This window comes from Micromonospora sp. WMMD812, assembly GCF_027497215.1.
Classification (GTDB): Bacteria; Actinomycetota; Actinomycetes; order Mycobacteriales; family Micromonosporaceae; genus Micromonospora.
Genome location: NZ_CP114904.1, coordinates 3,381,156 through 3,405,722 on the forward strand (window position 1 = coordinate 3,381,156; position 24,567 = coordinate 3,405,722).

The 24,567-nt window shown below is 74.0% G+C and carries 21 protein-coding genes; 9 read left to right on the top strand and 12 right to left on the bottom strand.

The window, feature by feature from the left end:
• Window positions 1-146: 146 nt before the first annotated feature.
• Window positions 147-1,706, bottom strand: a complete 1,560-nt coding sequence (locus O7603_RS15465) for a hypothetical protein (protein WP_281576405.1) — start codon at window positions 1,704-1,706, stop codon at window positions 147-149.
• A gap of 199 nt (window positions 1,707-1,905) precedes the next feature.
• Here O7603_RS15465 and O7603_RS15470 point away from each other — a divergent pair, with 199 nt between their 5' ends.
• Genes O7603_RS15470 through O7603_RS15485 form a run of 4 tightly spaced genes read left to right on the top strand, consistent with a single transcriptional unit; the run spans window position 1,906 to window position 7,799 of the window.
• Window positions 1,906-4,584 (top strand): LuxR family transcriptional regulator, encoded by a 2,679-nt coding sequence (locus O7603_RS15470; protein ID WP_281576406.1) that lies wholly within the window; start codon window positions 1,906-1,908, stop codon window positions 4,582-4,584.
• A gap of 16 nt (window positions 4,585-4,600) precedes the next feature.
• Window positions 4,601-5,887, top strand: coding sequence for a nicotinate phosphoribosyltransferase (locus O7603_RS15475; RefSeq protein ID WP_281576407.1), 1,287 nt, complete (start codon window positions 4,601-4,603; stop codon window positions 5,885-5,887).
• A gap of 42 nt (window positions 5,888-5,929) precedes the next feature.
• On the top strand, window positions 5,930-6,511 hold the full coding sequence (locus O7603_RS15480) for an isochorismatase family protein (RefSeq protein WP_281576408.1): 582 nt from the start codon (window positions 5,930-5,932) through the stop codon (window positions 6,509-6,511).
• 40 nt (window positions 6,512-6,551) lie between these two features.
• Window positions 6,552-7,799, top strand: a complete 1,248-nt coding sequence (locus tag O7603_RS15485; RefSeq protein WP_281576409.1) for an MFS transporter — start codon at window positions 6,552-6,554, stop codon at window positions 7,797-7,799.
• 365 nt (window positions 7,800-8,164) lie between these two features.
• On the opposite strand, the gene ctaD is transcribed toward O7603_RS15485, so the two are convergent.
• The 6 genes from ctaD to O7603_RS15515 form a co-directional block, all read right to left on the bottom strand.
• Window positions 8,165-9,925: a cytochrome c oxidase subunit I gene (ctaD, locus tag O7603_RS15490; RefSeq protein WP_281576410.1), complete on the bottom strand. Its 1,761-nt coding sequence runs from the start codon at window positions 9,923-9,925 to the stop codon at window positions 8,165-8,167.
• Between the two features lie 142 nt (window positions 9,926-10,067).
• The gene (locus tag O7603_RS15495; RefSeq protein ID WP_281576411.1) at window positions 10,068-11,174 is read right to left on the bottom strand and encodes an FAD-dependent monooxygenase; all 1,107 of its coding nucleotides are present in this window, start codon (window positions 11,172-11,174) and stop codon (window positions 10,068-10,070) included.
• Window positions 11,175-11,497: 323 nt separating this feature from the next.
• Window positions 11,498-12,091 (bottom strand): hypothetical protein, encoded by a 594-nt coding sequence (locus tag O7603_RS15500; RefSeq protein ID WP_281576412.1) that lies wholly within the window; start codon window positions 12,089-12,091, stop codon window positions 11,498-11,500.
• 141 nt (window positions 12,092-12,232) lie between these two features.
• Entirely contained in the window at window positions 12,233-13,195 is a 963-nt protein-coding gene (locus O7603_RS15505; protein ID WP_281576413.1) for an N-acetylmuramoyl-L-alanine amidase, read from the bottom strand.
• Window positions 13,195-13,350: a hypothetical protein gene (locus tag O7603_RS15510; protein ID WP_281576414.1), complete on the bottom strand. Its 156-nt coding sequence runs from the start codon at window positions 13,348-13,350 to the stop codon at window positions 13,195-13,197. Before O7603_RS15510 ends, O7603_RS15505 begins: the two co-directional genes overlap by 1 nt.
• A gap of 129 nt (window positions 13,351-13,479) precedes the next feature.
• Window positions 13,480-14,268: an aldo/keto reductase gene (locus O7603_RS15515; protein WP_281576415.1), complete on the bottom strand. Its 789-nt coding sequence runs from the start codon at window positions 14,266-14,268 to the stop codon at window positions 13,480-13,482.
• A 144-nt stretch (window positions 14,269-14,412) separates the two neighbouring features.
• Between O7603_RS15515 and O7603_RS15520 the strand changes: the two genes are divergently transcribed.
• Window positions 14,413-15,474 (top strand): DNA polymerase ligase N-terminal domain-containing protein, encoded by a 1,062-nt coding sequence (locus O7603_RS15520; protein ID WP_281576707.1) that lies wholly within the window; start codon window positions 14,413-14,415, stop codon window positions 15,472-15,474.
• 14 nt (window positions 15,475-15,488) lie between these two features.
• Window positions 15,489-16,682: a threonine synthase gene (locus tag O7603_RS15525; protein ID WP_281576416.1), complete on the top strand. Its 1,194-nt coding sequence runs from the start codon at window positions 15,489-15,491 to the stop codon at window positions 16,680-16,682.
• A 34-nt stretch (window positions 16,683-16,716) separates the two neighbouring features.
• Here O7603_RS15525 and O7603_RS15530 read toward each other — a convergent pair whose 3' ends face one another.
• The 4 genes from O7603_RS15530 to O7603_RS15545 all read right to left on the bottom strand — a co-directional run bounded on the left by O7603_RS15530 (window position 16,717) and on the right by O7603_RS15545 (window position 20,286).
• A complete protein-coding gene (locus O7603_RS15530) occupies window positions 16,717-18,513 on the bottom strand; it encodes a glycoside hydrolase family 15 protein (protein ID WP_281576417.1) in 1,797 nt (598 codons plus the stop codon).
• 54 nt (window positions 18,514-18,567) lie between these two features.
• On the bottom strand, window positions 18,568-18,957 hold the full coding sequence (locus O7603_RS15535) for a cupin domain-containing protein (RefSeq protein ID WP_281576418.1): 390 nt from the start codon (window positions 18,955-18,957) through the stop codon (window positions 18,568-18,570).
• Between the two features lie 247 nt (window positions 18,958-19,204).
• A complete protein-coding gene (locus O7603_RS15540; RefSeq protein WP_281576419.1) occupies window positions 19,205-19,612 on the bottom strand; it encodes a hypothetical protein in 408 nt (135 codons plus the stop codon).
• 197 nt (window positions 19,613-19,809) lie between these two features.
• A complete protein-coding gene (locus tag O7603_RS15545) occupies window positions 19,810-20,286 on the bottom strand; it encodes a septum formation initiator (protein WP_281576420.1) in 477 nt (158 codons plus the stop codon).
• A gap of 102 nt (window positions 20,287-20,388) precedes the next feature.
• On the opposite strand from O7603_RS15545, the gene O7603_RS15550 reads away from it, so the two are divergent.
• The 3 genes from O7603_RS15550 (at window position 20,389) to O7603_RS15560 (ending at window position 22,998) form a co-directional block, all read left to right on the top strand.
• Complete coding sequence (locus O7603_RS15550) at window positions 20,389-21,084, top strand: response regulator transcription factor (RefSeq protein ID WP_281576421.1); 696 nt, start codon at window positions 20,389-20,391, stop codon at window positions 21,082-21,084.
• A complete protein-coding gene (locus O7603_RS15555) occupies window positions 21,081-22,355 on the top strand; it encodes a HAMP domain-containing sensor histidine kinase (RefSeq protein WP_281576422.1) in 1,275 nt (424 codons plus the stop codon). The genes O7603_RS15550 and O7603_RS15555 overlap by 4 nt, the downstream gene beginning before the upstream one ends.
• Window positions 22,356-22,437: 82 nt before the next feature.
• Window positions 22,438-22,998 (top strand): PepSY domain-containing protein, encoded by a 561-nt coding sequence (locus O7603_RS15560; protein ID WP_281576423.1) that lies wholly within the window; start codon window positions 22,438-22,440, stop codon window positions 22,996-22,998.
• Window positions 22,999-23,631: 633 nt separating this feature from the next.
• Here the strand turns inward: O7603_RS15560 and O7603_RS15565 are convergent.
• On the bottom strand, window positions 23,632-24,519 hold the full coding sequence (locus O7603_RS15565) for a sulfotransferase domain-containing protein (RefSeq protein WP_281576424.1): 888 nt from the start codon (window positions 24,517-24,519) through the stop codon (window positions 23,632-23,634).
• Window positions 24,520-24,567: the final 48 nt, after the last annotated feature.

A 24,567-nucleotide genomic window follows, 5' to 3' on the forward strand; every position in this document is an offset into this window, starting at 1 on the left:
CCCCCATCGTGCCACCGGTTTCCGGGAACCGAGGAACCGGAACGCCGTCCGCGCCCGGATCGCGGCCGGCGGGCGGCCCGGACCCGCCGGGACCGCGCCCGAGGGGTGGGCGGGCGGGCCCGGCGGGTCGGGCGGCGGGGGCGCCCTCAGGCGAGCAGGATGCCGTGGTCGACCGCATCGGAAAGCACCGCGCCCAGGGAGAGGCGGATCACCTCGAACCGCCGGGAGATCTCCCGGGACAGCTCCAGCTCGACCTCCCGCAGCGCACGCTGGGCCCAGGCCCGCGCGCCGTTGGGATCGTCGTTGCCCGGGCTGCGCCAGTGCTGCCAGCAGCCACCGGAGAGGGCGACCGCGACCGGTGGGAGCACCTCGGTGCGGGCGGTGCTGGGGTAGCCGGCGAGCGCGTCGAGCGCCCCGTCGCCGGTCAGCCCGGCCACCCCGGCGGTGCTGGTGACCAGGAGCACCCGGTCCAGCTCCCGGCCGGCCCGGTCCTCCGTCAGCGACCAGCGGATGGCGTGGGAGACCCGGCGGTGCACGCCCTCGGGGAGCGGCGAGCCGACGACCTGGGCGGTGGTCTCCTCGATGATCCCCCGCACGGCCTGGTCGCACTGGGCGGTGGCCAGCAGGGACAGCGCCTCCATCTCGCCGTCGAGCAGCTGCGGCAGGCCGGCGCAGCCGACCCCGAAGACGATCTCCTGGACCACCCGGAGATGGGTGTTCGCCAACTCCAGCGCGAGGTGCTGGCGGATCCGCCGGGCGCAGGAGCGGGTCAACCGGTCGAGCCGTTCGGACCAGTCGCCCGGCTCGGCCACCACGTTCACCCGGCCGTGTTCGCCGGGGAGCACCGGCGGGTCGGAGCTGGCCCGGCGCAGCCCCTCGTCGGCGGCCCAGCCGACCAGGGCGCGCCGCAGGTCGGCCGCCTCCTCGACGCGGTGCGGCGCGAACCAGCGCGCCGCGGCCAGCGCCGGGACGGCGGCGAGCAGGGCCGCGCGGTGCGCCTCCACGGTGACGACGACGGGGTCCACCGTGGGGCCGGGTGAGGGGGACCCGGCCCCGGACGGCGGGACGGACGCCCCCGCGTCCTCCGTCCGCGCCGTGCTGTCGGGTCCGGCCCAGCCGGTCGGGCCCGGGGTGACCGCGAAGCAGACCGCGACCGGGGTCTGGGCGACCTCGGCGAGCAGGCTGAGCTCCGCGGCGGTGAACGCCTGGTCGGCGGCGATCACGAAGAGCAGGCAGCCGGCCCGGCCGGCCGCCTCGATCAGCACGCGGGCCCCGGCGACGCCGAGCGCTCCGGTGTCCGGCGTGTCGACCAGGTTGAAATGTCGCAGCAGCGGCTCAGGCATGGCGAGCTCGACCCGACGCGGCGGGCGGGCCAGCGCGGGACCGGCGGCGGTGCGGTCCGCCCCGTAGGCGTGCGGCTGGCGGTAGCCCGGCACGTACGCCGCCCGCGTGGGCCGCGTGGCGTGGCGGAGCACCAGCCAGCTGCCGTCCGGCACGCCGAGGAGGGCGGGGTCGAGCCCGAGCAGGGTGGCGAGCACGTCCCGGCGGCCGGCGCCGGCCGGGCCGACGGTGAGCACACCGAGCGACTCCTCCGAGCCGGGGTGGCTCACCCCGAGCCGCGTGGGCAGGGGCGCGCCCCGCGGCAGGTCGCCCGGCCCGGGCAGATCGTCGGGAACGTCGACCGAGGGGAGAGGACCCGGTTTCATCAGGGCAGCCTCCCGTGGCAGGGACCGGCAGGCGCCGGCCGCGTGACAACTCCGGTGAAGTAACCCGGATGCCGGAAGACTACGAGCGACCCGGGACCCTGGCGGAACACATCGGATACTCACCAGTAATCGCGAGATTACTCAACTTCGCTGCGTGACGGTATGCGCGCGGACCGATTTCGATGGATATGCTGCCTGGATGAGTCGGTGGAAGTTCGTCGGCCGTACGGATGAGCTCAACCGTCTGTTGTCGGCGGTGACCGGCACCGAGGGCAGAGGGCTCTTCTTCAGCGGAAACGCCGGCATCGGGAAGAGCCGGCTGCTGCGTGAGGGTGTGTCGGCGCTGCCGACCGACCGCTACGCGATCTGGTCGATCGCGGCGAGCGCCACCACCGCCGCGCTGCCGTTCGGCGGCCTGGTGCAGGTGCTCCCGGCCGAGCAGCCGCAGGGCCTGTCGCCGGCCGGCATCCTGCGCTGGGCGCTCGACGTGCTCCAGCAGCAGGCGGTCGGGCGGCGCATCGTGCTCGCCATCGACGACGCGCACCTGCTCGACCCGCCGTCGGCCGCGCTCGTGCACCTCGTGGCCCGCGCCGACAACGCCACCGTGATCGGCACGTTCCGCAACGGCGAGCAGATCCCGCTGCCGATCCGGGCACTCTGGACCGACGACCTGGTCGACCACGCCGAGCTGAGCCCGATGGCGCCCGCGGAGACCGCCGGGCTGCTCGCCGCCATCCTCGACGGCCCGGTCGACGCCGGCTCCGCCGACCGGCTCGGCCGGCTCTCCGCCGGCAACCCGCTGCTGCTCCGCGAGCTGGTGCACGCCGCCTCCGGCAGCGAGGAGCTGACCCGCAGATACGGCATCTGGAAGTGGACCGGCCGGCTCGAGCTGGCGCCGAACCTGACCGACCTGATCGACACCCGCATCGGCCAGCTCACCCCCGGCGTCCGGTCGGTGGTCGAGCTGGTCGCCTTCGGCGAGCCGCTCGGCCTGCACCTGCTCAACCAGGCGATGGACCGCGCCGACGTGGAGACGGCCGAGGAACGCGGCCTGATCTCGGTGATCCAGCACGACCGGCGGACCAACGTCCGGCTCGCGCACCCCCTCTACGGCGAGGTCATGCGCCGCCGCTGCCCGGTCAGCCGGACCCGCCGGCTGCAGGCCCAACTCGCCGAGCTGCTGGAGAGCGTCGGCAAGCGACGCCGCGACGACCTGCTCCGGGTGGCGGTGTGGCGACTCGACTCGGGCACCGCGCAGGACGCGGCGCTGCTGCTCGACGCGGCCGTGCAGGCGTTCAGCCGCTACGACGTGCCGTTGGCGACCCGGCTGGCCCGGGCGGCGCTCGACGCCGGCGGCGGCTTCGACGCGGCCGAGCTGCTGGCCACCATCCTGATGTTCGCCGACCGGCCCGAGGAGGCGATCGAGGTGCTCGACGCGGTCTCCCCCGGCTCCGGCGACGGCCAGCGGCTCAGCCGGTGGCTGACCGTACGCGGGATGGTCACCTACTGGGGGCTCAGCCAGGAGTCCACCGTGGAGGAGATCGCGGCGCGGGCCACCGACCTGACCGACTCGGCCGACCAGGCAAGGGTCCGCGCGTTCGAGGCGATCATGCGGCTGCACCGGCTCGACACCCCCACCGCGCTGCGCCTCAGCCAGGGCGTGCTGGACCGCCCGGCGGCCAGCATCGCCGCCCGCGAGCTGGCCCGCTGCACCATCGCCTACCTCCAGGCCGCCCAGGGGCAGCTGCGCCGCAGCGACACCGCGATCGCCCAGGTCCACTCCGAGGCCGCCCGGTGGCGGGCCGACATGCCGTACCTGCAACTCGCCCTGGAGCTGGCCCGCGGCACCCGGCTCACCCTCGCCGGCGACCTCGCCGGCATCGATGCCATCGTGGCCGACGAGTTCGCCGACCTCGCCGGCGCCGGGGACTTCCGGCTCGGCACCGGCTACCTCGCCATCCTCCAGGCGTACGCCGCCCGACTGCGCGGCCAGAGCGACGCCGCCCTGCGGACCAGCCTCGGCGCGTGCGCCGTGCTGGCCACCAGCAGGGTGTACGCCGGGCTGGCGCAGGCGGAACGGGCCCAGGCCGCCGCCCTGCGCGGCGACGCGGCGCAGGCCGCCGAGGCGATGGCCGAGGCGGACCGCACCCAGGCGCCGGGCATGGCCGTGCTCTACCCCTGGCTGGAACAGGCCCGCGGTGCGGTGCTCGCCGCGGCGGGCGACCTGCCGGGGGCGGTCAAGCAGCTGACCGAGCTGGTCGACCGGCTGCGGGCGGACGGCTTCGCCGGCCACGAGGTACACGTCCTGCACGACCTGGTGCGGCTGGACCAGGCGTCCGCTCCGGTCGGCCCGACCTGTTCCGACGGCAGCCGCCGCACGGTCGCCCAGCGCCTCGCCGAGCTCTCCGAACGGGTCGACGGGGACCTGCCGCCGCTGCTGGCCCGGCACGCCCGGGCCGCGATGGCCGGCACGCCGGCCGACCTGCTCGCCGTGGCCGACGACTTCAGCGAGCTGGAACTGCACGTGTTCGCCGCCGAGGCGACCGCCACGGCCCTCCACCGGCTGCGCCGGGAACGGCCGGCCGCCGCGGCCGAGGCCCGCGAACGCCTCGCCACGCTGCTCGCGCGCTGCGACGTGATCCGTACGCCGGCGCTGCGGGCCGGGGCCCCGGTGCTGACCGAGCGGGAGTGGCAGGTGGCCCGGCTCGCGGCCGACGGGGCGACCAGCAGGGCCATCGCGGAGCGGCTCTACCTCTCCGCCCGCACGGTGGAGAACCACCTCCAGCGGATCTACGCCAAGCTCGGCGTCACCAACCGGGCCGACCTGGGCGCCGCGCTGCGGGCGATCCCGGGCCACGAAGGCGGCGACGCCGGCTAAACCCTAGGCTGGGGCGGTGAGCACCCTTCGCCCCGCGCTGCTGACCGACCACTACGAGCTGACCATGGTCAGCGCGGCCCTGCGGGACGGCACCGCCGACCGCCGCTGCGTCTTCGAGGTGTTCAGCCGCCGGCTGCCGGCCGGCCGCCGGTACGGGGTGGTCGCCGGCACGGTGCGCCTGATGGAGCTGATCCGCGACTTCCGGTTCGACGAGGCCGAGGTGGACTTCCTGCGCCGCACCGGCGTGGTGGACGAGCCGGCCGCCGAGTGGCTGCGCAACTACCGCTTCACCGGTGACATCGACGGGTACGCCGAGGGCGAGCTCTTCTTCCCCAACTCGCCGATCCTCACCGTCTGCGGCACGTTCGCCGAGTGCGTGGTGCTGGAGACGCTGGTGCTCTCCGTCCTCAACCACGACAGCGCGGTCGCCGCGGCCGCCGCCCGGATGGTGACCGCCGCCCGCGGCCGTACGCTCATCGAGATGGGCTCCCGTCGCGCGCACGAGGGGGCCGCGGTGGCCGCCGCCCGCGCCGCCTACCTGGCCGGCTTCCGGTTCACCTCCAACCTCGAAGCCGGCCGGCGCTACGGCGTCCCCACCGCGGGCACCGCCGCGCACGCGTTCACGCTGCTGCACGACGACGAGCGGGCCGCGTTCGCCTCGCAGGTCGCCACGCTCGGCAAGGACACGACGCTGCTGGTCGACACGTACGACATCAGCCAGGGCATCCGCAACGCGATCGCGGTGGCCGGGACGGACCTGCGGGCGATCCGGATCGACTCCGGCGACCTGGCGGTCATCGCCCAGCAGTCCCGGGAGCTGCTCGACTCGCTCGGCGCCACCGAGACGAAGATCATCGTCTCGGGTGACCTGGACGAGTACGCCATCGCCGCCCTCGCGGCCGAGCCGGTGGACATGTACGGCGCGGGCACCGCCGTCGTCACCGGCTCCGGCGCGCCCACCGTCGGGCTGGTCTACAAGCTCGTCGAGGTGGACGGCCGGCCGGTGGTGAAGCGCTCGGAGCAGAAGGCCACCATCGGCGGCCGCAAGGTCGCCGTGCGGCGGCACAAGCCGACCGGGACGGCCACCGAGGAGGTCATCGTCCCGCAGGGCGTGCCGGACCGGCAGCCCAACGACCGGATGCTCCAGCGGTCGTACCTGGTGGGCGGCGAGGCGGTCGAGCTGCCCACGCTGGACGAGTCGCGGGAGCACCTGCGGCAGTGCCTGATCTCCATCCCCTGGGAGGGGTTGAAGCTGTCCGCGGGCGACCCGGCGATCCCGGTCACCGTCGTACCCGCGGACTGAGGGTGGCCCGACCCGGGCCGAGGCGTCAGGAAGGGAGAACCGGTGGGCAACGCGCTGATCATCGTCGACGTGCAGAACGACTTCTGCGAGGGGGGCTCGCTGGCCGTCGGCGGCGGGGCCGGCGTCGCCGCCGGCATCTCACGGCTGCTCGCCGCCGAGCCGGGCCGCTGGGACCACGTGGTGGCGACCAAGGACTACCACGTCGACCCGGGTGGGCACTTCGCCGACCAGCCGAACTTCGTGGACACCTGGCCCCGGCACTGCGTGGTCGGCACCGCCGGCTCCGAGTTCCACCCCGACCTGGAGACCGGACGGGTCGAGGAGATCTTCCACAAGGGCGAGCACGCGGCCGCGTACTCCGGCTTCGAGGGGCACGCCGCGGACGGCGAGTGCCTCGCCGACTGGCTGCGCCGGCACGGGGTGGACCGGGTCGAACTGGTCGGCATCGCCACCGACCACTGCGTCCGGGCGACCGCGCTGGACGCGGCGCGGGAGGGCTTCGACACCAGCGTCCTGCTGGACCTGACCGCCGGGGTCGCCCCGGACACCACCGACCTGGCGATGCGGGCCATGGAGGGCGCCGGGGTCACCCTGCGTGGGGAGCCTGTGATCAGGGCCGCATGACGCGGTAATTGGTTGGCGGCTGTCGTACCCGACGCCGAGGATGGCGCCGGAGGTACGGACCATCGTGAACCTGAAGCCTTACCGGGAGGCGCTCGCCCTGCCCGGTCTACGGTCGCTGCTGCTGGTGGCGGTGCTCGCGCGCATCCCGCTCACCGCGACCGGGGTGACCCTGACCTTCTACGTGGTCCAGGATCTCGGCCGTGGCTACGCCGCCGCCGGGCTGGTCGGCGCCGCGATCACGGTCGGCGCGGCGATCGGCGGCCCGCTGCTCGGCCGGCTGGTCGACCGCCGCGGGCTGCGGCCGGTGCTCGTGCTGACCGGCGTCGCCGAGGCGGTGTTCTGGTCCACCGCGCCGTCGCTGCCGTACCTGCTGCTGCTGCCGGCCGCCTTCGTCGCCGGCTCGCTCGCCCTGCCGATCTTCTCGGTGGTCCGCCAGTCCGTCGCCGCGCTGGTGCCCGAGCAGCGGCGCCGGCCGGCGTACGCCCTCGACTCGATGTCGGTGGAGCTGTCGTTCATGGTCGGCCCGGCGCTGGCGGTGGCGCTGGTCACCGCGATCTCGGCCCGGACCACCCTCTACCTGGTCGGCGCGGGCATCGTCGCCGCCGGAATCGCGTTCTGGCTGCTCAACCCGCCCACCGGTGGTGTACCGGACGCGTCGGCGCCGCCCCGCCGGGTGCCCCGGCACGAATGGGTGACGCCCCGGCTGCTGGCCGTGCTGGCGGTCAGCCTCGCCGCCACCCTGGTGCTCGGCGGCACCGACGTCGCGGTGGTCGCGGTGCTCCGGGAGAGCGGCGAGGCCGGCTGGACCGGCGCCGTCCTCGCCATATGGGCGGTCGCCTCGCTGGTCGGCGGCTTCGCGTACGGTGCGGTGCACCGCCCGTTCTCGCCGCTCGCCCTCATGGCCGCGCTGAGCCTCTGCACCATCCCGGTCGGGCTCGGCGGATCACACTGGTGGCTGCTCTGCCTGGCCATGATCCCGGCCGGCGCCCTCTGCGCCCCGACCATCGCCGCCACGTCCGACGCGGTCAGCCGGCTCGCCCCCGCCGAGGCGCGCGGCGAGGCGATGGGCCTGCACGGCTCCGCGGTGACCGTCGGCATCGCGGTCGGCGCCCCGCTCGCCGGCGCGGTGATCGACGCGTCCGCGCCGGCCTGGGGCTTCGCGGTCACCGGCGCGATCGGCGCCCTGGTCGCCCTCGCGGTGCTCCCCCTGGAGCTGCGCCGCCGCCGCGCCACCACCGCGGTGCCCACCGAACCCGAGCGGGAACTGGCCCCCGCCACCACCAACTGACACCCATCCCCGCGCCGGGGGCCAACTCGAGTTCCAGCACCGCCATGACCGACACCATGTCGCCGACATGGCGGTATCCGGCGCCCCGGGACCCCACCATTACGGCCCCCCGGAGTGGATCTTCCCGCCCACCACCAGCCAGGCGAGGAGCGGGAGACCGGAGGACGGGCGCGGGGCCGGGCGGGCGAGCGGGGAGGCCGGCGGGGGGCCGGGGGTCGGACTGGGGCTGAGCGCGGCCACGTGCGGGCATGGCCGGGCGGGACCCAGGACCCGGGCCCGAACGGGCCGGGCGCTACCCCTGGACGACGGCGACGGGCGCCACCCCTGAGGGTGGCGCCCGTCGTACGTGGTGCGGGACTGGGCGGTCAGGCCCGGTCGATGTTGCTGGCGGTGTCCTCGGTGTAGCGGGCGCCGCCGTCGGACTCGCTGGTCAGCGGCTTGGCGCCACCCTCCGGCGGGCCGGCGAGGCTCTGGTGGCCGGCGGCCAGCTCCGGGAACTTGGCGTCGAACGCCGGCCGCTCGGAGCGGATCCGCGGCATCCGGTCGAAGTTGCGCAGCGGCGGCGGGCAGCTGGTGGCCCACTCGAGCGAGTTGCCGTGACCCCACGGGTCGTTGACCTCGACCACCGGCCCGGTCTTGTACGACTTCCAGCAGTTGTAGATGAACGGCAGCGTGGAGATACCGGTGATGAACGCGCCGATCGTGGAGATCATGTTCAGCGTGGTGAAGCCGTCGCTGGGCAGGTAGTCGGCGTACCGGCGGGGCATGCCCTCGTTGCCGAGCCAGTGCTGCACCAGGAAGGTGGTGTGGAAGCCGACCATGGTCAGCCAGAAGTGCACCTTGCCGAGCCGCTCGTCGAGCATCCGGCCGAACATCTTCGGGAACCAGAAGTAGATGCCGGCGAAGACCGCGAACACGATGGTGCCGAAGAGCACGTAGTGGAAGTGCGCCACCACGAAGTACGAGTCGGAGACGTGGAAGTCGATCGGCGGGCTGGCCAGCAGCACACCGGTGAGACCACCGAAGAGGAACGTCACCAGGAAGCCGACGGCCCAGAGCATCGGCGTCTCGAAGCTGACCTGGCCGCGCCACATGGTGCCGATCCAGTTGAAGAACTTCATACCGGTGGGCACGGCGATCAGGAAGCTCAGGAAGCTGAAGAACGGCAGCAGCACCTGGCCGGTGGCGAACATGTGGTGCGCCCAGACGCTCATCGACAGCGCGGCGATGGCGAGGGTGGCGGCGACCAGGCCCTTGTAGCCGAAGATCGGCTTGCGGGAGAAGACCGGGATGATCTCGCTGATGATGCCGAAGAACGGCAGCGCGACGATGTACACCTCGGGGTGCCCGAAGAACCAGAACAGGTGCTGCCAGAGCATCGGCCCGCCGGTCGCCGGGTCGTACACGTGGGCGCCGAGGATGCGGTCGGCGGCGAGCGCGAAGAGCGCGGCGGCCAGCAGCGGGAAGACGAGGATCACCAGGAGGCTGGTGACCAGGATGTTCCAGGTGAAGATCGGCATCCGGAACATGGTCATGCCGGGGGCGCGCAGGGTGAGAACCGTGGTGATCATGTTGACCGCACCGAGGATGGTGCCCAGACCGGAGATGGCCAGACCCATGATCCACATGTTGGCGCCGACGCCCGGGGAGTGCTCCACGCTGCTCAGCGGGGCGTACGCGAACCAGCCGAAGTCCGCCGCGCCGCCCGGGGTGATGAAGCCCGCGGTCGCCATCGTGCCGCCGAACAGGTACAGCCAGTAGGCGAAGCTGTTCAGTCGCGGGAACGAGACGTCCGGCGCGCCGATCTGGATCGGCACAATGTAGTTGGCGAAGGCGAACACGATCGGCGTCGCGAAGAACAGCAGCATGATCGTGCCGTGCATGGTGAAGAGCTGGTTGTACTGCTCGGGCGACAGGAACTGCAGCCCGGGCTGGGCCAGCTCGGCCCGCATGATCAGGGCCATCAGGCCGCCGATCATGAAGAACGCGAACGCGGTGACCATGTACATGATCCCGATCTGCTTCGCGTCCGTGGTCCGCAGCAGCCGCGCGATGGCCGACCCCTTGACCGGCTCTCGGACCGGCCAGGGCCGGGTCACGACCGGCTTGGGTGCGACGGTGGTCACGAATGGCCTCCGGTTCTCGGTTGTCCCGCTCGGCACGCGTTGATTTTTCAGCGGGCCGTCATCCGCAAGGAGGATAGTCCCCGGCAGGTGGCAGCGCCGCGTGGGGTGGCCGGCTACGATCATCGGCCGGCGCCGACGGCGGTCAGAGCGGGCCGAGCAGAAGCCGGTAGTGCTCGCCGAAGATCCGACCGCCCCGGCCGCGCAGCAGTGGGTCGCGCAGGGCCGGCGGGACGTCGCGGGTCCGGTTGCGGTCGCGGGTCCGGTCCCGCACCCATCGGGTACGCGGGCGCCGTCGGCTCTCGTACGCGACCAGGGCCGCCTCCACGCTGCCGGCCACCTTCAGCGACTCGGCGAGCACGACGGCGTCCTCCAGAGCCATCGCCGCCCCCTGGGACAGGGTCGGTGCGGTGGCGTGCGCGGCGTCGCCGACGAGCAGCACGCGGCCCCGGTACCAGCGGCCCAGTTCGACCTCGTCGGTGATCCCGACGTGCACCCACTCCAGGGCGTCGAGCACCTCGGGGATCGGGCCGCCGTACGAGCCGAACAGTTCGCGCAGCCGGGCCACCGGGTCGGCGGGCGCCTCGGTGCCGGCCTCGTCGGCGTAGCAGTGCACCCGCCCGGCGCCGATCGGCACCACCAGGAAACCGGAGCGCTGGCCGAGCAGCGCGGTCCACTCGGTGACCGCCGGCCCGTCGCGCAGCACCGTGCGGTACACCACCTGCCCGGCCGGTCGGGGCGGGCCACCGAGCGCGGCGAGGGTGCGTACCGACGAACGCGGTCCGTCGGCGCCGATCACCAGGTCGTACTCGGCGGTGGTGCCGTCGACGAAGGTCACCCCGACGCCGGCCGGCAGCAGGTCGAGGGTGCACACCTCGGCGCCGTGCCGCACCGCGCCGCCGGCCCCGGTGAGCAGCACCCGGTGCAACTCGGCTCGGGGCAGTGCCCGGCACTCGCCGACCCCGGTCCAGAGGGCGTCCAGGTCGACCTCGCAGAGCGGGGCTCCGGCGGCGTCCAGGAAGCGCTGGCGGTGCACGACGTGACCGAGCGGGCGGACCGGGCCGTCCAGGTCCAGCCGGCGTAGCGCGCGGGCGGCGTTGCCGGGAAGGTAGAGGCCGGTCTCGTGGGACTCCCCGGGCGGCAGCTTCTCGGTGACGTCCGGCCGGAAGCCCGCCATCCGCAGCGCTCGGGCCACGGCGAGGCCGGCGATGCCCGCGCCGACGACGAGGATGCGCAGGGGTGAACCACCCATGGTTGCGGTACGCCTCCGGAGGGGATCGGCACGCGTCGGATGCAAGACACTACTCGGCGCAATCGGCGCACACCAGGGCCGATCAGCCCGCGCCCGCACGCTCCTCGGCGGCCCGCCGCTGTCGGGCCGGCGGCCCGGACCTGTCACCTGGGCGGTTCGGTCCCGTCACGCGGACGGACGTCCGGGCCGAAGGCACCGGTGGCGGACCGCACTGTCCGGCGGCTTGTTCCACGGGGTTGCGCAACAGTTCGGTAGATGTACATGTGTCAGCGTCCTCGACGCGTACGGGGTGCGGCGGAGTTGGCCGCCGCACCCCGGTGCGCTCAGGCGGCCGGCGGGACGGTCCGCACCCGGGCCAGCTGGCCGAAGCTGCTGGCCGGGTCGTCGTAGGCGCTGCCGAAGCCGCTGCCGGCGACGGTGGTGTTGACCGACGTGGTGACGTAGACGGTGCCGTCCTCGCCCGTACGCCGCTCGCGCGTCGGCTCGCCGGAGGCGGTCCACGTCACCTGGAGGTCGGTGGTGCCGGTGCTCTCCTGCGGCTCGTCGCAGACCTCGTCCTCGTTCACGATTTCGCAGTGCCGCCGGGTCTCCCGGTAGGGCACGGTCGCGGTGAGGCGTGCGCCGGTCAGGGCGAACGTGAAGCGGGTGACCGGCACGTCGTACGCGGTGCGGTAGACGCTGTCGCAGGCGTAGACGCCGTCGGTGAGACCACAGGCGCTCTTCTGCCACTCGACGTCCACCAGGGTGGCGCCGGTGGCCGGTCGCGTCACGTCGACGTACATGCTCCCGCCGCCGTTGCTGTCGAAGTGGGCGTGGGCGTGGCGGTCGACGGTGTCGGCCTGGGCCGGGGCGGCGGCCAACGCGACGGTGGCCGCGGCGGTGGCACCGACGGTCAGGATGGTGCGAAGACGGATCACGGTACTCCTTACTGGAGGGTCGGAGCGCCGACCCTAGAGCACCGCACCGACATCCGGCGCCCCGTTTCGCCCGGGCGGCCGGCCCGCACCCGTGCGCCCTCGGATGCGGGCCGGTCGCTCAGACGCGTGGAGCCGGCGCGGTCAGACCCGGGTGAGCCGGACGGCGTCGGCGATGACGAGGCCGGCCGCCGAGCTCCACCGGCTGACGGCCACCCGGTTCGCGTCCCCGGCCGGCAGCGCGTACGTGCCGAGCGTCCGCCACTGCCCGCCGGTCGTCCGCTGGTCGACGTAGACCGTCCGGTTGCCGGTGCTGGTGGCGACGATGTACGGCGTGGCGCTGTTGTAGCCGGAGTTCGCCGGCCACCAGGCGTCGACCCGGTAGTTGCCGGCCGTCGGGACGTTGAACTTGTACCAGGCCGGGTCGCTCGCGGCGACCGGGTCCGCGTAGCGGTAGTCGGCGCCGTAGCGCTGCCCCGAGTACGACGAGACGCCCCAGCTGGTGCTGGCGGTGAACCGGCCGGCGGTGGTGTTGTCCACGACGGAGGACCAGGCGGTGCCGCCGGCCATCTTGGCGGCCACGTCCGCCCGCATCACGTTGAGGTCGATGAACGACGGGTCGATCTTGCCGGTGGTGCTGGTCTCCCGGTGCCCGCGGGCGTAGCTGCTGTCCCTGCCCAGGCGGGTGAGCACGGCGGCGGTCGCGGAGATCGACGCGTTGTACTGCGCCGCGGTCATCTCCTGGTTGACCCCGTTGTAGTCGATCTCCCAGCCGATCATGAGGGTGTTGCCGTCGCCGGCCGGGATCGGGCCGCTCCCGCCGCTCGCGCCGGCGTGGTTGCACCGGCCGGCGGAGATGACGTGGAAGACGCCGTGGTAGTCGACGAGCGCCTGGCAGAGCGGGCCGGGCAGGTCGGACCGGCCGTTGATGCAGATGTTCAGCGCCGGGTGCGGGTTGGTGGCGCTGGAGGTGGAGGCCGTGTGGTGCCAGAGCACCCCGATCGGGTCGAAGGAGCCGGGTCGCATCCGGTTGAGCCAGTCCCCCTCGACGACGACCTGGACGCCGGCCCCCCGCAGCACGTCCACGAGCCAGGGAATGGTGGCCATCAGGACCCCGCGAGCAGGTCGGCCAGGCACTCGGCCTTGGGCGCGGCGGCGGCCGGGGCGGGCCGAACGGCGGCGGCGGTCAGTGCGGCGGCCACCAGGGCCGGGATGCCGAGCAGTCCTCGGCGGCGCAGACGAACGGATCGGGACGTGGCCATGACGCTCCTTCAGCCGACGGAGGGGATCACGACGCATCGACGTACGTGATGGCGGGGACGCTACATCCTCACGTACGTCGATGTCGATACCCTTCATCGCCGAGTCGGCGGCTGAAGGAAATTAACCGATCAGGTGTTGCCGAGGGCGTCGATGTCGCGCATCTCCTCGGCGGTCAGCGCGAACCGGAAGACGTCCGCGTTGGCCCGGATCCGGTCCGGCGTGACGCTCTTCGGGATCGCCACGATCTCGTGGTCGATGTGCCAGCGGAGCACCACCTGGGCCGGGGAGACGCCGTGCGCGGAGGCGACGCGCGTCAGCACCGGGTCGGAGAGGTCGCTGGTCTTGAACGGGCTGTAGCCCTCGAGCACGATGCCCCGGTCCCGGTGCTCGATGTGCCGCTGCCGGTCGTACAGGAAGGGGCTCCACCGGATCTGGTTGACCGCCGGGTTCTCCTCGGTGGCCTGGATCAGCTCGTCGATCTGGGCGGTGCTGTAGTTGCTGACCCCGACCGCCCGGGTCAGGTTCTCGTCCCGCGCCGCCAGGAGCTCCCGCCAGACGGGGATGCTGTCCGCCGCCGAGGAGGGCGGCCAGTGGATCAACCAGAGGTCCACGTGGTCGGTGCCCAGCGCCTCGAGGCTCGCCTCCAGCGTCTCGCGCTCCCGGCCCACCCGCTCCGGCGGCAGCTTGGTGGTGAGGAAGACGTCCTCCCGGCGCAGGCCGCTCTCCTGCATCGCCTGGCCGACCTCTTTCTCGTTGCCGTACATGGTGGCGGTGTCGATGTGCCGGTAGCCGGCGTCGAGCGCCGCCAGCACCGCGTCGTACGCGGCCTTGCCGGTGGCCTGCCAGGTGCCGAACCCGAGCAGGGGCATCCGGATCTCGCCGGGGAGCAGTGCGGTGGGCTGGTCGTCGTGGTCCATGACGACCGTTCTACCCCTCCTCACCCCCGGCATGCGGCAGAACCCCCGCCCCGGGCCGGCCACGGCGCCCCGACCTCCGGCCGACCGTGGCACCGACCCCCGGGCCGACCAGCGAAGGGGCGCCGGGTGCCGGACAATGCGGGTGTGGCGGACCGGCTGGACGAGTACCGACGCCGGCGCGACGCGGCCCGGACGCCGGAGCCGGTGCCGGAGAAGACCCCGCGCCGGCGCAGGCGGGCGGCCGACGGCACGGCCCGGTTCGTCATCCAGCAGCACCACGCCCGGAGCCTGCACTGGGACCTGCGGCTGGAGCGCGACGGCGTGCTCGCCTCCTGGGCGGTGCCGCGCGGCCTGCCCCGCGATCCCGGCCGCAACCATCTCGCCGTGCACACCGAGGACCACCCGATGCAGTACCTCGACTTCCACGGCGAGATCCCGGCCGGCGAGTACGGCGGCGGCACGATGACCATCCACGACCGCGGGACGTACCGCTGCGAGAAGTGGCGCGACGACGAGGTCATCGTGGTGCTGGACGGGGAGCGGACCTCCGGGCGGTACGTGCTCTTCGCCGCCGGCGGCCGGGACGGCCGGGACTGGATGGTCCGGCGGACCGACCCGCCGCCCGAGGGCTGGACGAGCATGCCCGAGCTGGTACGCCCGATGCATCCGACCCCGGCCGCCCGGCTTCCCCGCGACCAGGAGAACTGGGGGTACGAGCTGCGCTGGGACGGCGTCCGGGCGGTGGCGTACGTGTCGGGCGGGCGGCTGCGGCTGTTCTCCGAGACCGACGAGGAGATCACCGCGGCGTACGGCTGGCTGCGCGACCTGGCCGAGGCGCTGGCGCCGACCGAGGCGGTGCTGGACGGGGTGCTGGTCCGCATCGACGGCGCCGGCCGGGTGCGCCCGGCCCCGCGGAAGTCCGGCGGCCGGGTCCCCGCCGGCGCCCAGTACCTCCTGTTCGACCTGCTCTGGCTGGAGGGGGTCAGCTGCGTCGACCTGCCGTACGCGCAGCGCCGGGAGCTGCTCGATGGCCTGGCGTTGACCGGCTCGCACTGGCAGACTCCGCCGTGGTTCCCCGGCACCGGCGCCGAGGCGCTGCGCACCGGCCGCGAGCAGGGGCTGCCCGGGGTGGTGGCGAAACGGCTGGACTCGGTCTACGAGCCGGGCCGTCGCGGCCGGCGCTGGTTGAGCATCGACGCGAGCTGACCGCGAGGAGCGACGTGTACCTGACCCACCTCGAGTGCCCCCGCTGCGGCAAGGAGCGTCCGGCCGACCGGCCGCAGAACCTCTGCGACTGCGGCTCGCCCCTGCTCGCGCGGTACGACCTGGCCGCGGTGGCCCGGGAGGTCACCCCGGAACGGTTCCCCCTGCGCCCGGCGGACCTGTGGCGCTACCGGGAGCTGCTGCCGGTCGCCGACCCGCGACACGTCACCACGCTGGGTGAGGGCTGGACGCCGCTGCTGCGCACCCCTGACTACGGCGCGGAGATCGGCATCCCGGACCTCATGGTCAAGGACGAAGGGCTCACGCCCACCGGCTCGTTCAAGGCCCGGGGTGCGGCGGTCGGCGTCAGCCGGGCCCGCGAGCTGGGCGTCGAGCGGATCGCCATGCCGACCAACGGCAACGCCGGGGCGGCCTGGGCGACGTACGCGGCCCGGGCCGGCATGGGCGCCACGATCGTCATGCCGCTGGACGCGCCGACCATCTGCCGGCGCGAGTGCGTGGCCGCGGGCGCCGACCTGCGGCTGGTGGACGGGCTGATCAGTGACGCCGGCCGGCGCGTGGCCGAGTTGGTCGCCGGGTCCGGCGGCGCGATCTTCGACGCGGGCACGCTGCGCGAGCCGTACCGGCTCGAGGGCAAGAAGACCATGGGGTACGAGATCGTCGAGCAGCTCGGCTGGCAGGTGCCCGATGTGATCATCTACCCGACCGGCGGCGGGGTCGGCCTGATCGGCATCCACAAGGCGCTGCACGAGCTGCGTGAGCTGGGCTGGGTCGAGGACAAGCTGCCCCGACTGGTGGCGGTGCAGTCCACGGGCTGCGCGCCGATCGTCCGGGCGTTCGCCGCGGGCGAGGAGCGGGCGCAGCCCTGGGAGAATGCGCAGACCGTCGCGTTCGGCATCACCGTGCCGGCCCCGCTCGGCGACGAACTGATCCTGACCGCGCTGCGCGAGAGCGCCGGCACCGCGGTGGCGGTGACCGACGAGGAGATCCTCGGCGACCTGCGGGACTTCGCCGCCCGGGAGGGGCTGCTGCTCTGCCCGGAGGGAGCGGCCTGCCTGACCGCCGCCCGCCAGCTGCGCGCCGGCGGCTGGATCCGGGCCGGCGAGCGGGTGGTCGTGCTCAACACCGGCGCCGGCCTCAAGTACCCGGAGACGGTGGACGTCAGCGACCTGCCGGTGCTGCCGGCCTGACCGTCGCCGCGACGCTCGCCCACCGTGGGTGTGCTCATTCGGAGGGGGGGTCGGTGAGCCGCCAGGCGGCGGAGACCAGGCCGATGTGGGAGATCGCCTGCGGGGTGTTGCCGAGCTGCGCGCCGGTGGCCAGGTCGATCTGCTCGCTGAGCAGCCCGACGTCGTTGGCGTGGCCGATCACCCGCTCGAAGAGCGCCTCGGCACGATCCCGCTCGCCGGCCATCGCCAGGCACTCCACCAGCCAGAACGAACAGGGCAGGAAGCCCGCCGGGTCGCTGTCCCAGCGGCGGACCAGGCCGTCCTCGGTGCTCAGCTCACGCTCGATCACCTCGATGGTGGAGCGCATCCGCGGTTCGCTGGCCGGTAGGAACTGCACCACCGGCAGGTACAGCGCCGAGGCGTCCAGCTCGGGCGAGCCGAAGGCACCGGCGAATGCGCCGATGCGCTCGTTCCAGCCCTCGCGCAGGATGGTGGCCCGGATCTCGTCGCGGATCGCCGCCCAGCGGCGCGGGTCTGCCCGATCGCCCAGTCGGGGGGCCAGCCCCACCGCGCGATTCATCGTCGCCCAGCAGAACACCTTCGACGACAGGTAGTGCCGCTCGACGTCACGGCTCTCCCATGCGCCGTGGTCGGGCAGGTGCCAGGTGTCGGCCACCTGCTCGGTCAGCCCGAGGACCATCTCCTGCAGTTCGTCATCGAAGGTGTCGCCGAGGTAGTGGCGCATCCGCCAGACCGCTGAGAGCACCTCGCCGGGCACGTCGAGCTGCCGCTGCCGCCAGGCTTCGTTGCCGAACCGCACGGGCCGGCTGTCCAGGTAGCCGCGCAGGTGCGGCGCCTCGTGCTCGGAGATGTCCCGCTCCCCCTCCAGGCCGAAGAGCACCGGCACCGGTTCCTCGCCCACCCGCCCGACGGACCGGGTCACCCAGTCGAAGAGGCGGGACACCTCATGCGGGCAGGCCGCCACCCAGAAGGCGCGAATGGTCAGCGCGAAGTCGCGCAGCCAGCAGTAGCGGTAGTCGTAGTTGCGGTCACCGCCGATCTCTTCCGGCAACGACGTGGTGAGCGCCGCGGCGACCGCGCCGCTACGGGTGTACGTCAGGCCGGTGAGCACGGTGGCGCTGTGCCGGACCAGGTCCGGGTAGCGGCCGGCGTACGCGTGGGTCCCCCGGTACGCCTCCCACGCCCGCACCGTGTCGGCGAGCGCGGTCGTCGGGTCCAGCCGCACCGGCGGGTCGCCGTACGCCCGGCCGTAGGCGAGGTCGAAGCCGATCACCTGTCCGGCGGCGACCTCGAACTCCTGGCGGACCCGGTCCCGCTCGGCGCGCAACGACAGCCCGTCGGCGTGCAGGCTGAGCGCCACCGCGCCCCCGCGGGCGAGCACCGTGCCGTCCGGCTGGTCGTGCAGGTACGGGGTGATCAGGCCGTGGTCGGGTCGGGGGCGGAAGTCGAGCCCCATCCGGACCCGACCGCTGAGCCCCTCGACCACGCGCAGCAGCACCGCCGGGGAGTTCATGCCGAGGTCGTGCGCGCGGGCGCCCGCCTCGGCGGCGAGCGCGTCGGTGACCGCCACGCTGCCGTGCGGGGTGTGGTGCACGGTGCGCAGCACCAGGGTGTCCGGGTGGTACGCGCGCTCCGACCGGTGCCCGGGCCCGCCCACGCCGACCGGCGCCAGCCGGTAGTGCCCGGCGCCCGGGTCGAGCAGCCGGGCGAACACCGCGGAGCTGTCGATCCGATCGGGGCACCACCAGTCGATGGAGCCGTCCCGGCCGACCAGGGCGCCCGAGCGGCAGTCGGAGAGGAATCCGTAGTCGGAGATCGCCGGCTGCTCCACCCGCTGCGGGTACCCCGATCGGCCCGGATCAGACCGGCGCCGTGCCGGCGCCCGTCACCGCGGCGGCTCGTCCTCGCCGGCGGCCTCCGCGGCGTCCGCCTCCTGCTTCGTCCGGTGCACCGCCTGGTCGGCGTGCTCGGGCGGGCCGTACACGGTGTAGAGGACCAGCGGGTTGGGGCCGGTGTTGACGAAGTTGTGCTTCGTGCCGGCCGGCACCACCACCAGGTCGCCCTGGACGACCTCCCGCTTCTCCCCCGCCACGCGGGCCTCGCCGGTGCCGCTCACGAAGGTCAGGATCTGGTCGATTCCCTCATGCACCTCCTCGCCGATCTCGCCGCCCGGCGGAATCGTCATGATCACCAACTGGGTGTGCTCTCCGGTCCACAGCACGCGCCGGAAGTCGGGGCTCTTCTCGGCGACGGTCGCGATCGTGAAATGCTCCATGTCGCGCCCATACCCGCTACGGCGGCGCGCCACGCCGGGACTCGCAGATGGTGGAATTCGCCACTCGCCGGAGGTTTGGATCCGTGGCGGGCGGGGATCGACAAGGCTGACCGGAACTTTCCGGTCGAGCCAGGTCCCCGCTGGCGTACTGCCGCACGGCTGCGATGGTGGGAGACGGCCAGAGCGCGGCGACGTTCCGACTGAGGTCGGGCGGCGCCGTGCGCTCGTGTGCGTGCCCGGTCGACCCTCAGGCCAGCACCGCGAGGTGGAACGGGCGATCCGCGGCCGTGCCGTCGCTGGCGAAGGTCTCCACGAAGACCCCGTTCGCGATGCCCGTCCGCCCGGCCACGGAGATCTCCCCCGCGGGCCCGACACCCGCGCTGCCCGGCAGCCCGAGGGTGCCGACATATCCGGCGGCCGACACGTCCTGGTCGAAGATCACCTGGTACATCCCGGTGGAGAGCCGGTTGGCGGTCGCGACGCCGAGCCCTCGGATGAGGGTGCCGTTGGCGTTGACGACGGCGAAGAGCATCCGCGCGGACGCCGGCAGGCCGACGCTCGCGCAGGTCGTCACCTCGTCGTCGGCGCGGACGGCATCGCCCTCCTCCGGTGCGGGCTGGGCCGCCGCCCCTCGCCGGGATCTCGAGCTGGGCATCGTGCGGTCCTCCCTGCTGGCCGGGCGGGCCGGGCAGCGATGGTGCAGTGGTGCGGCGAGAGGGAACGGCGGTGATCGCACCCCCTGTCATCGAAGCTAGGTCGACACTGCCGCCGGCAACCAGTCGCAGCACTGTCCGATCATGGACAAATGTCGATATTGCGAACGCAGCTCACCTCGCCTGACCTGGGGCGGAGTCAGTCGTCCTCGACGGAGACCGGCTCGCCACCGAGGCAGCGCACCTGCAGTTCATGCTTCCCCGCGGCCCCCTCGAAGCGGACCTCGACGTCGTCGTCCGGGCCCCGGTCGACGTCACGCACGCGGAAGCCCTGCGCGGGGGCCCAGGACACCAGTCGTACGCCCGCGGGGGTGCACTCGGCCACCGCGGTGCCCCCGGCGGTCGCGAAGCTCCGCCGCGCCCCCGCGGTGACCGACGGCGACGCGGCCGAGGGCGAGGCGGTGGCCGGCGGGCCGCCGGTCGTCGGCGCGGGGGCCGACGCAGACGGCAACGGGTCGGCCTCGAGCGCGCGGGCGATCTCCTCCTCGCTGCGCACCCCGCCCGGCGTCCCGGTGATGCTCTCCCCGACCAGCCGGATCGCCCCCAGCCCGATCAGGGTGGCGACGGCGGCGGTGGCCAGCCACCCGGCGGCGACGAGGAGCGAACGGCGGCGCATCCTCCGAGTGTCCCCGAGCGGAGGTTGGCGCCGGCACAGCGGGACGCTAAGGGACGGTTAACGCAGCTCGTCCCCACCGCCGGCAGTGGTTAGCCTTCGAGGGTGGCTCGCCTGCTGCTCATCGAGGACGACCTGACGATCCGCACGCCGCTGATCCGGGCGCTGCGCGAGCGCGGGCACGCGGTCGCCGCCGCCTCGACCGCCATGGCCGGGCTGCGCGACGCCCTCGACGACCGGCCCGACCTGGTCGTGCTGGACCTGGGACTGCCCGATCTGGACGGCCGGGAACTGCTGCGGATGCTGCGCGCGGTCAGCTCCGTGCCGGTCATCGTGGCCACCGCCCGCGACGACGAGACCGAGATCGTCCGGGTGCTCGACGCCGGGGCCGACGACTACGTGGTCAAGCCGTTCACCGCCGCGCAGCTCGACGCGCGGGCCCGCGCGGTGCTCCGCCGTGGACCGTCCGGCGCCGACGCCGGCGACCCGACGCTGGTGGTGGGCGCACTACGCGTCGACCCCCGCTCCCGACAGGTGACCCTCGACGGGACGCCGGTCGAGCTGACCCCGCGCGAGTTCGACCTGCTGCACCACCTGGCGGGCCGTCCCGGCCAGGTGGTCACCAAGCGGGAGCTGCTCACCGAGGTCTGGCAGATCCCGTACGGCGGGGCCGACAAGACCGTCGACGTGCACCTGTCCTGGCTGCGCCGCAAGCTGGGCGAGACCGCGCTGGACCCGCGCTACCTGCACACCGTGCGCGGCGTCGGGGTCCGGCTGGAGGCGCCGGGGGCGACCGGGTGAGGGCACGGCTGGCGCTGCTGGTGGCCGCGGTCAGTGTGCTGACCCTGCTCGCGTTCCTGGTGCCGCTGGCGCTGTTGGTGCGCACCGCGGCCGAGGACCGCGCCACCGTCCGGGCCACCGCCGACGCGCAGAGCCTCGTGCCGGTGGTGGGCACCTCCGATCCGGCGACCATCCGGCTCACCGTCGAGCAGCTGGCCGCCGATTCCGGCCGTCCGGTGAGCATCTACCTGCCGGACGGCACGGTGCTCGGCGCGCCGGTGCCGCGTACCGCGGCGGTGGCGCTGGCCGCGCGGGGACAGAGCCTGACCGGAGAGTCGGCGGCCGGCCGGGAGGTGGTCATCGCCGTGCAGGGCCGGCCGGACGGCACCGGCGTGATCCGGGTCGAGGTGCCCCGGGCGGAGCTGACCGCCGGCGTGACCCGCGCCTGGCTGGTGCTGGCCCTGCTGGGAGTGCTGCTGGTCCTCATCGGGCTGCTGGTCGCGGACCGGCTGGCCCGCACCCTGGTCCGGCCGATCGACGCGCTCTCCGCGGTGTCGCACCGGCTCGCCAACGCCGAACTGGACGCCCGGGTCACCCCGTCCGGGCCCGCCGAGCTGCGCGAGGTGGCCGGGGCGCTCAACCACCTGGCCGGCCGGATCCAGGTGCTGCTGGTACAGGAACGCGAGCAGGTCGCCGACCTGTCCCACCAGCTGCGGACCCCGTTGACAGCGCTGCGCCTGGAGGCGGAGTCACTGCGCGACCCCCAGGACGCGGCCCGGGTCACCGCCGCGGTAGACGGGGTGGAACGGGCGGTCACCGGCCTGATCCGGCAGGCCAGGTGGCGATCGCCGGCCGCCGAGCGGGTCGCCGCGGACGCGGCCGGCATCGTCGGCGAGCGGGTTGCGTTCTGGTCGGTGCTCGCCGAGGACACCGGCCGCGCGGTGACGCTCGACCTGGCGCCGGGGCCGTTCCCGGTCGGCGTGCCCGCCGACGAACTGGCGGCCGCGGTGGACGCGCTGCTCGGCAACGTCTTCGCCCACACCCCCGACGGCACGCCGTTCACCGTCCGGCTGGCCCTCGACGACGGTCAGGTCGTGCTGACCGTGGCAGACCAGGGGCCGGGGATGCCCGCCGACGCGGTCCGCCGGGGCGCCAGCGCGGCCGGCTCGACCGGCCTCGGCCTGGACATCGCCCGCCGGGCGGCGCAGGCCGCGGGCGGCCGGCTCGAGCTGCACACCGGCTCCGGCGGCGGGGCCCAGGTGCTGCTGCGACTCGGCCCGCCGGCGGCTTAACCCCGCTTTAGGGTCCGCACAGCGCGGTGCTATCCCCGCGCAACCGATCCTCGGAAGCGACAACCGAGGAGAGGTGGAGATCATGAGACGCAGTGCGATGATCCTGGCGTCGGCGGGCGGCGCCGCCGTGCTGGCGGTGGCCGGGGTGGCGGTCGGCGTCAGCGCCGCCGACGGGGACCGTGCCCGGGGCACCACCCTGGCCGCCGCCACCGCCGACCCGACCGCGCCGGGCACGCCGGACGACAGCGCCACCAGCGGCACACCCGACGACAGCGCCACCGGCGGCACACCCGGCGACAGCGCGACGACCGGCACGCCGAGCGGCGCCCCGACGACCGGCGGCAGCTCGACCCAGCCCACCGGGCCGGGCGGCGACCGCGTCGACCAGCAGCAGGCCGGTGAGATCGCATTGGCGCGGGCCGGTGGCGGCCGGATCGTCGAGATCGAGGCCGAGCAGGAGCACAGCCGTCCGGTGTGGAGCGTGGAAGTCGTGGCCGGCGGCACCGAGCACGACATCGACGTCGACCGGGAGACCGGCGCCGTTCTCCGGGCGGAGCAGGAGGACGCGGACGACGACGATGACGACGGCCGGCACGACGGTCGCGGCGACGACGATGACGACGACCACGGCGACGACGACTGAGCCGGCACGGTCACCGCGCCCCTGGCTCGCGGCGCGGGACGTTCCGCCCCGGTCCTCCGGAACAGGAGGACCGGGGCGGACAACGGGCGGACGGCGGCCCACCCCTCGCTGCACCCAACGCATTGCCGCACCTGGCGTGCGGGTCTGCTGCACACGTCCTTTGGAGCTGATGTCGTCAACGACTCACCCTGGCTGCCACATGGCGCTCCAGAGCGCCGGGACGGCCGTCCGGGTGCGCGACGACGACCGCTGCGCGGCCTCCGGCGGCCAACCGCTGGCGGTGCCCTGTCGCGCTCCCACGCCTGATGTCGAATCCGACTCAGCTCGAAAGGATCCGCGAAGAAAGCCAGCGCCCGCTCCGGACGACTCGACGAACGGGCGGGCCACACCGGGGCGGGCCTACGGCGGGGCGGGCCACACCGGAGGCGGGCCTACGCCGGGGGCGGGCCTACACCGGAGGCAGGCCTACACCGGAGGCAGGCCTACACCGGAGGCAGGCCTACACCGGAGGCAGGCCTACACCGGGGGCGGGCCTTCCGGGGGCAGGCCTACACCGGGGGCAGGCCACACCGGGGCGGGCCATACCGGGGGCAGGCCTGCCCGGGGCAGGCCCGCCGGGGCGGACCGGGCGGGTCAGCGGTGCAGCCAGGCGAGCAGGTCCGGCGGGGCGAGGCCGGCGACCCGGGCGTCGTAGCGGGCCCGGCCCGCCTCGTCGAGCAGCTCCCACCCCTGCCCCGAACGACCGGCACGGAAGAATGCCTGGCGGTCCTTCAACACGCCGGCCGGGTCCGGGGCCAGTCGTTCGGCCCGCTGCCGCATCCGGCGGAAGGTGGCCGCCTCGACCAGCGCCGGCCAACGTTCCTCGGGTACGGCGAGGCCGAGTCGGTCGGCGAGCCTGCGCATCTCCCCGGCCAGGTCCGCCGAGAGGTCGGCATAGTGCACGAGCACCACGTTCGGGTCGTGCCGGCGGGCCCAGGCGTCGCGCAGGTGCCACATCACCCCGGGCAGCGCGTCCAGCTCCGTACGGGGATCGACCTCCCGGCCGACCCAGCGGGCCAACCACCGGTCGACCGGCAGCGGCGGGGCCGAGGGCTGCTGCGGCGCCGGCCGCCCGGTCAGCTCGCGCATCCGGTCGCGGTCCAGGTTGCGGGCCTGGTGATACAGGGAGACCGCCATGTCGAGCGGGTGCCGGGCGACCACGACGTAGCTGACCCGGGGGTCGAGCGGGATCCCGTCCAGCGGCGTGTGCGTCTTGACGAACCGGCGGTGCGGCTGGGCGGCGAGCCGGCGGAACACCTCTTCGCGTGGCTCGACCAGCCAGTCCAGCCAGGGCGAGAGCGCCGGCAACGGCGCCGGCAGTTCCGGGGTGCCCAGCACCAACAGCGCGCAGATCATCTGCATCCAGGTGGTGCCGCTCTTGGACCGGGTGCTGATCACGATGTCACCGGCGCGGAACGGGAATCCACGCCACCGGGCACTGTCCTCGTCGTCGGACCGGTAGCGGTACGGGGCGTTGGGCATCCGGCGATCGTAGGCCCCGGGTGACCGTCGTCCGACCCGTTTTCCAGG

Excerpts from the sequence above, each read along its gene's own strand:
- O7603_RS15565 (WP_281576424.1), bottom strand. The coding sequence starts at position 24,519 with ATGCCCAACGCCCCGTACCGCTACCGGTCCGACGACGAGGACAGTGCC.
- O7603_RS15505 (WP_281576413.1), bottom strand. The coding sequence starts at position 13,195 with ATGGCCACCATTCCCTGGCTCGTGGACGTGCTGCGGGGGGCCGGCGTC.
- O7603_RS15540 (WP_281576419.1), bottom strand. The coding sequence starts at position 19,612 with ATGCCCAGCTCGAGATCCCGGCGAGGGGCGGCGGCCCAGCCCGCACCG.
- O7603_RS15510 (WP_281576414.1), bottom strand. The coding sequence starts at position 13,350 with ATGGCCACGTCCCGATCCGTTCGTCTGCGCCGCCGAGGACTGCTCGGC.
- O7603_RS15465 (WP_281576405.1), bottom strand. The coding sequence starts at position 1,706 with ATGAAACCGGGTCCTCTCCCCTCGGTCGACGTTCCCGACGATCTGCCC.
- O7603_RS15535 (WP_281576418.1), bottom strand. The coding sequence starts at position 18,957 with ATGGAGCATTTCACGATCGCGACCGTCGCCGAGAAGAGCCCCGACTTC.
- O7603_RS15545 (WP_281576420.1), bottom strand. The coding sequence starts at position 20,286 with ATGCGCCGCCGTTCGCTCCTCGTCGCCGCCGGGTGGCTGGCCACCGCC.
- O7603_RS15560 (WP_281576423.1), top strand. The coding sequence starts at position 22,438 with ATGAGACGCAGTGCGATGATCCTGGCGTCGGCGGGCGGCGCCGCCGTG.
- O7603_RS15470 (WP_281576406.1), top strand. The coding sequence starts at position 1,906 with ATGAGTCGGTGGAAGTTCGTCGGCCGTACGGATGAGCTCAACCGTCTG.
- O7603_RS15515 (WP_281576415.1), bottom strand. The coding sequence starts at position 14,268 with ATGGACCACGACGACCAGCCCACCGCACTGCTCCCCGGCGAGATCCGG.
- O7603_RS15485 (WP_281576409.1), top strand. The coding sequence starts at position 6,552 with ATGGCGCCGGAGGTACGGACCATCGTGAACCTGAAGCCTTACCGGGAG.
- O7603_RS15495 (WP_281576411.1), bottom strand. The coding sequence starts at position 11,174 with ATGGGTGGTTCACCCCTGCGCATCCTCGTCGTCGGCGCGGGCATCGCC.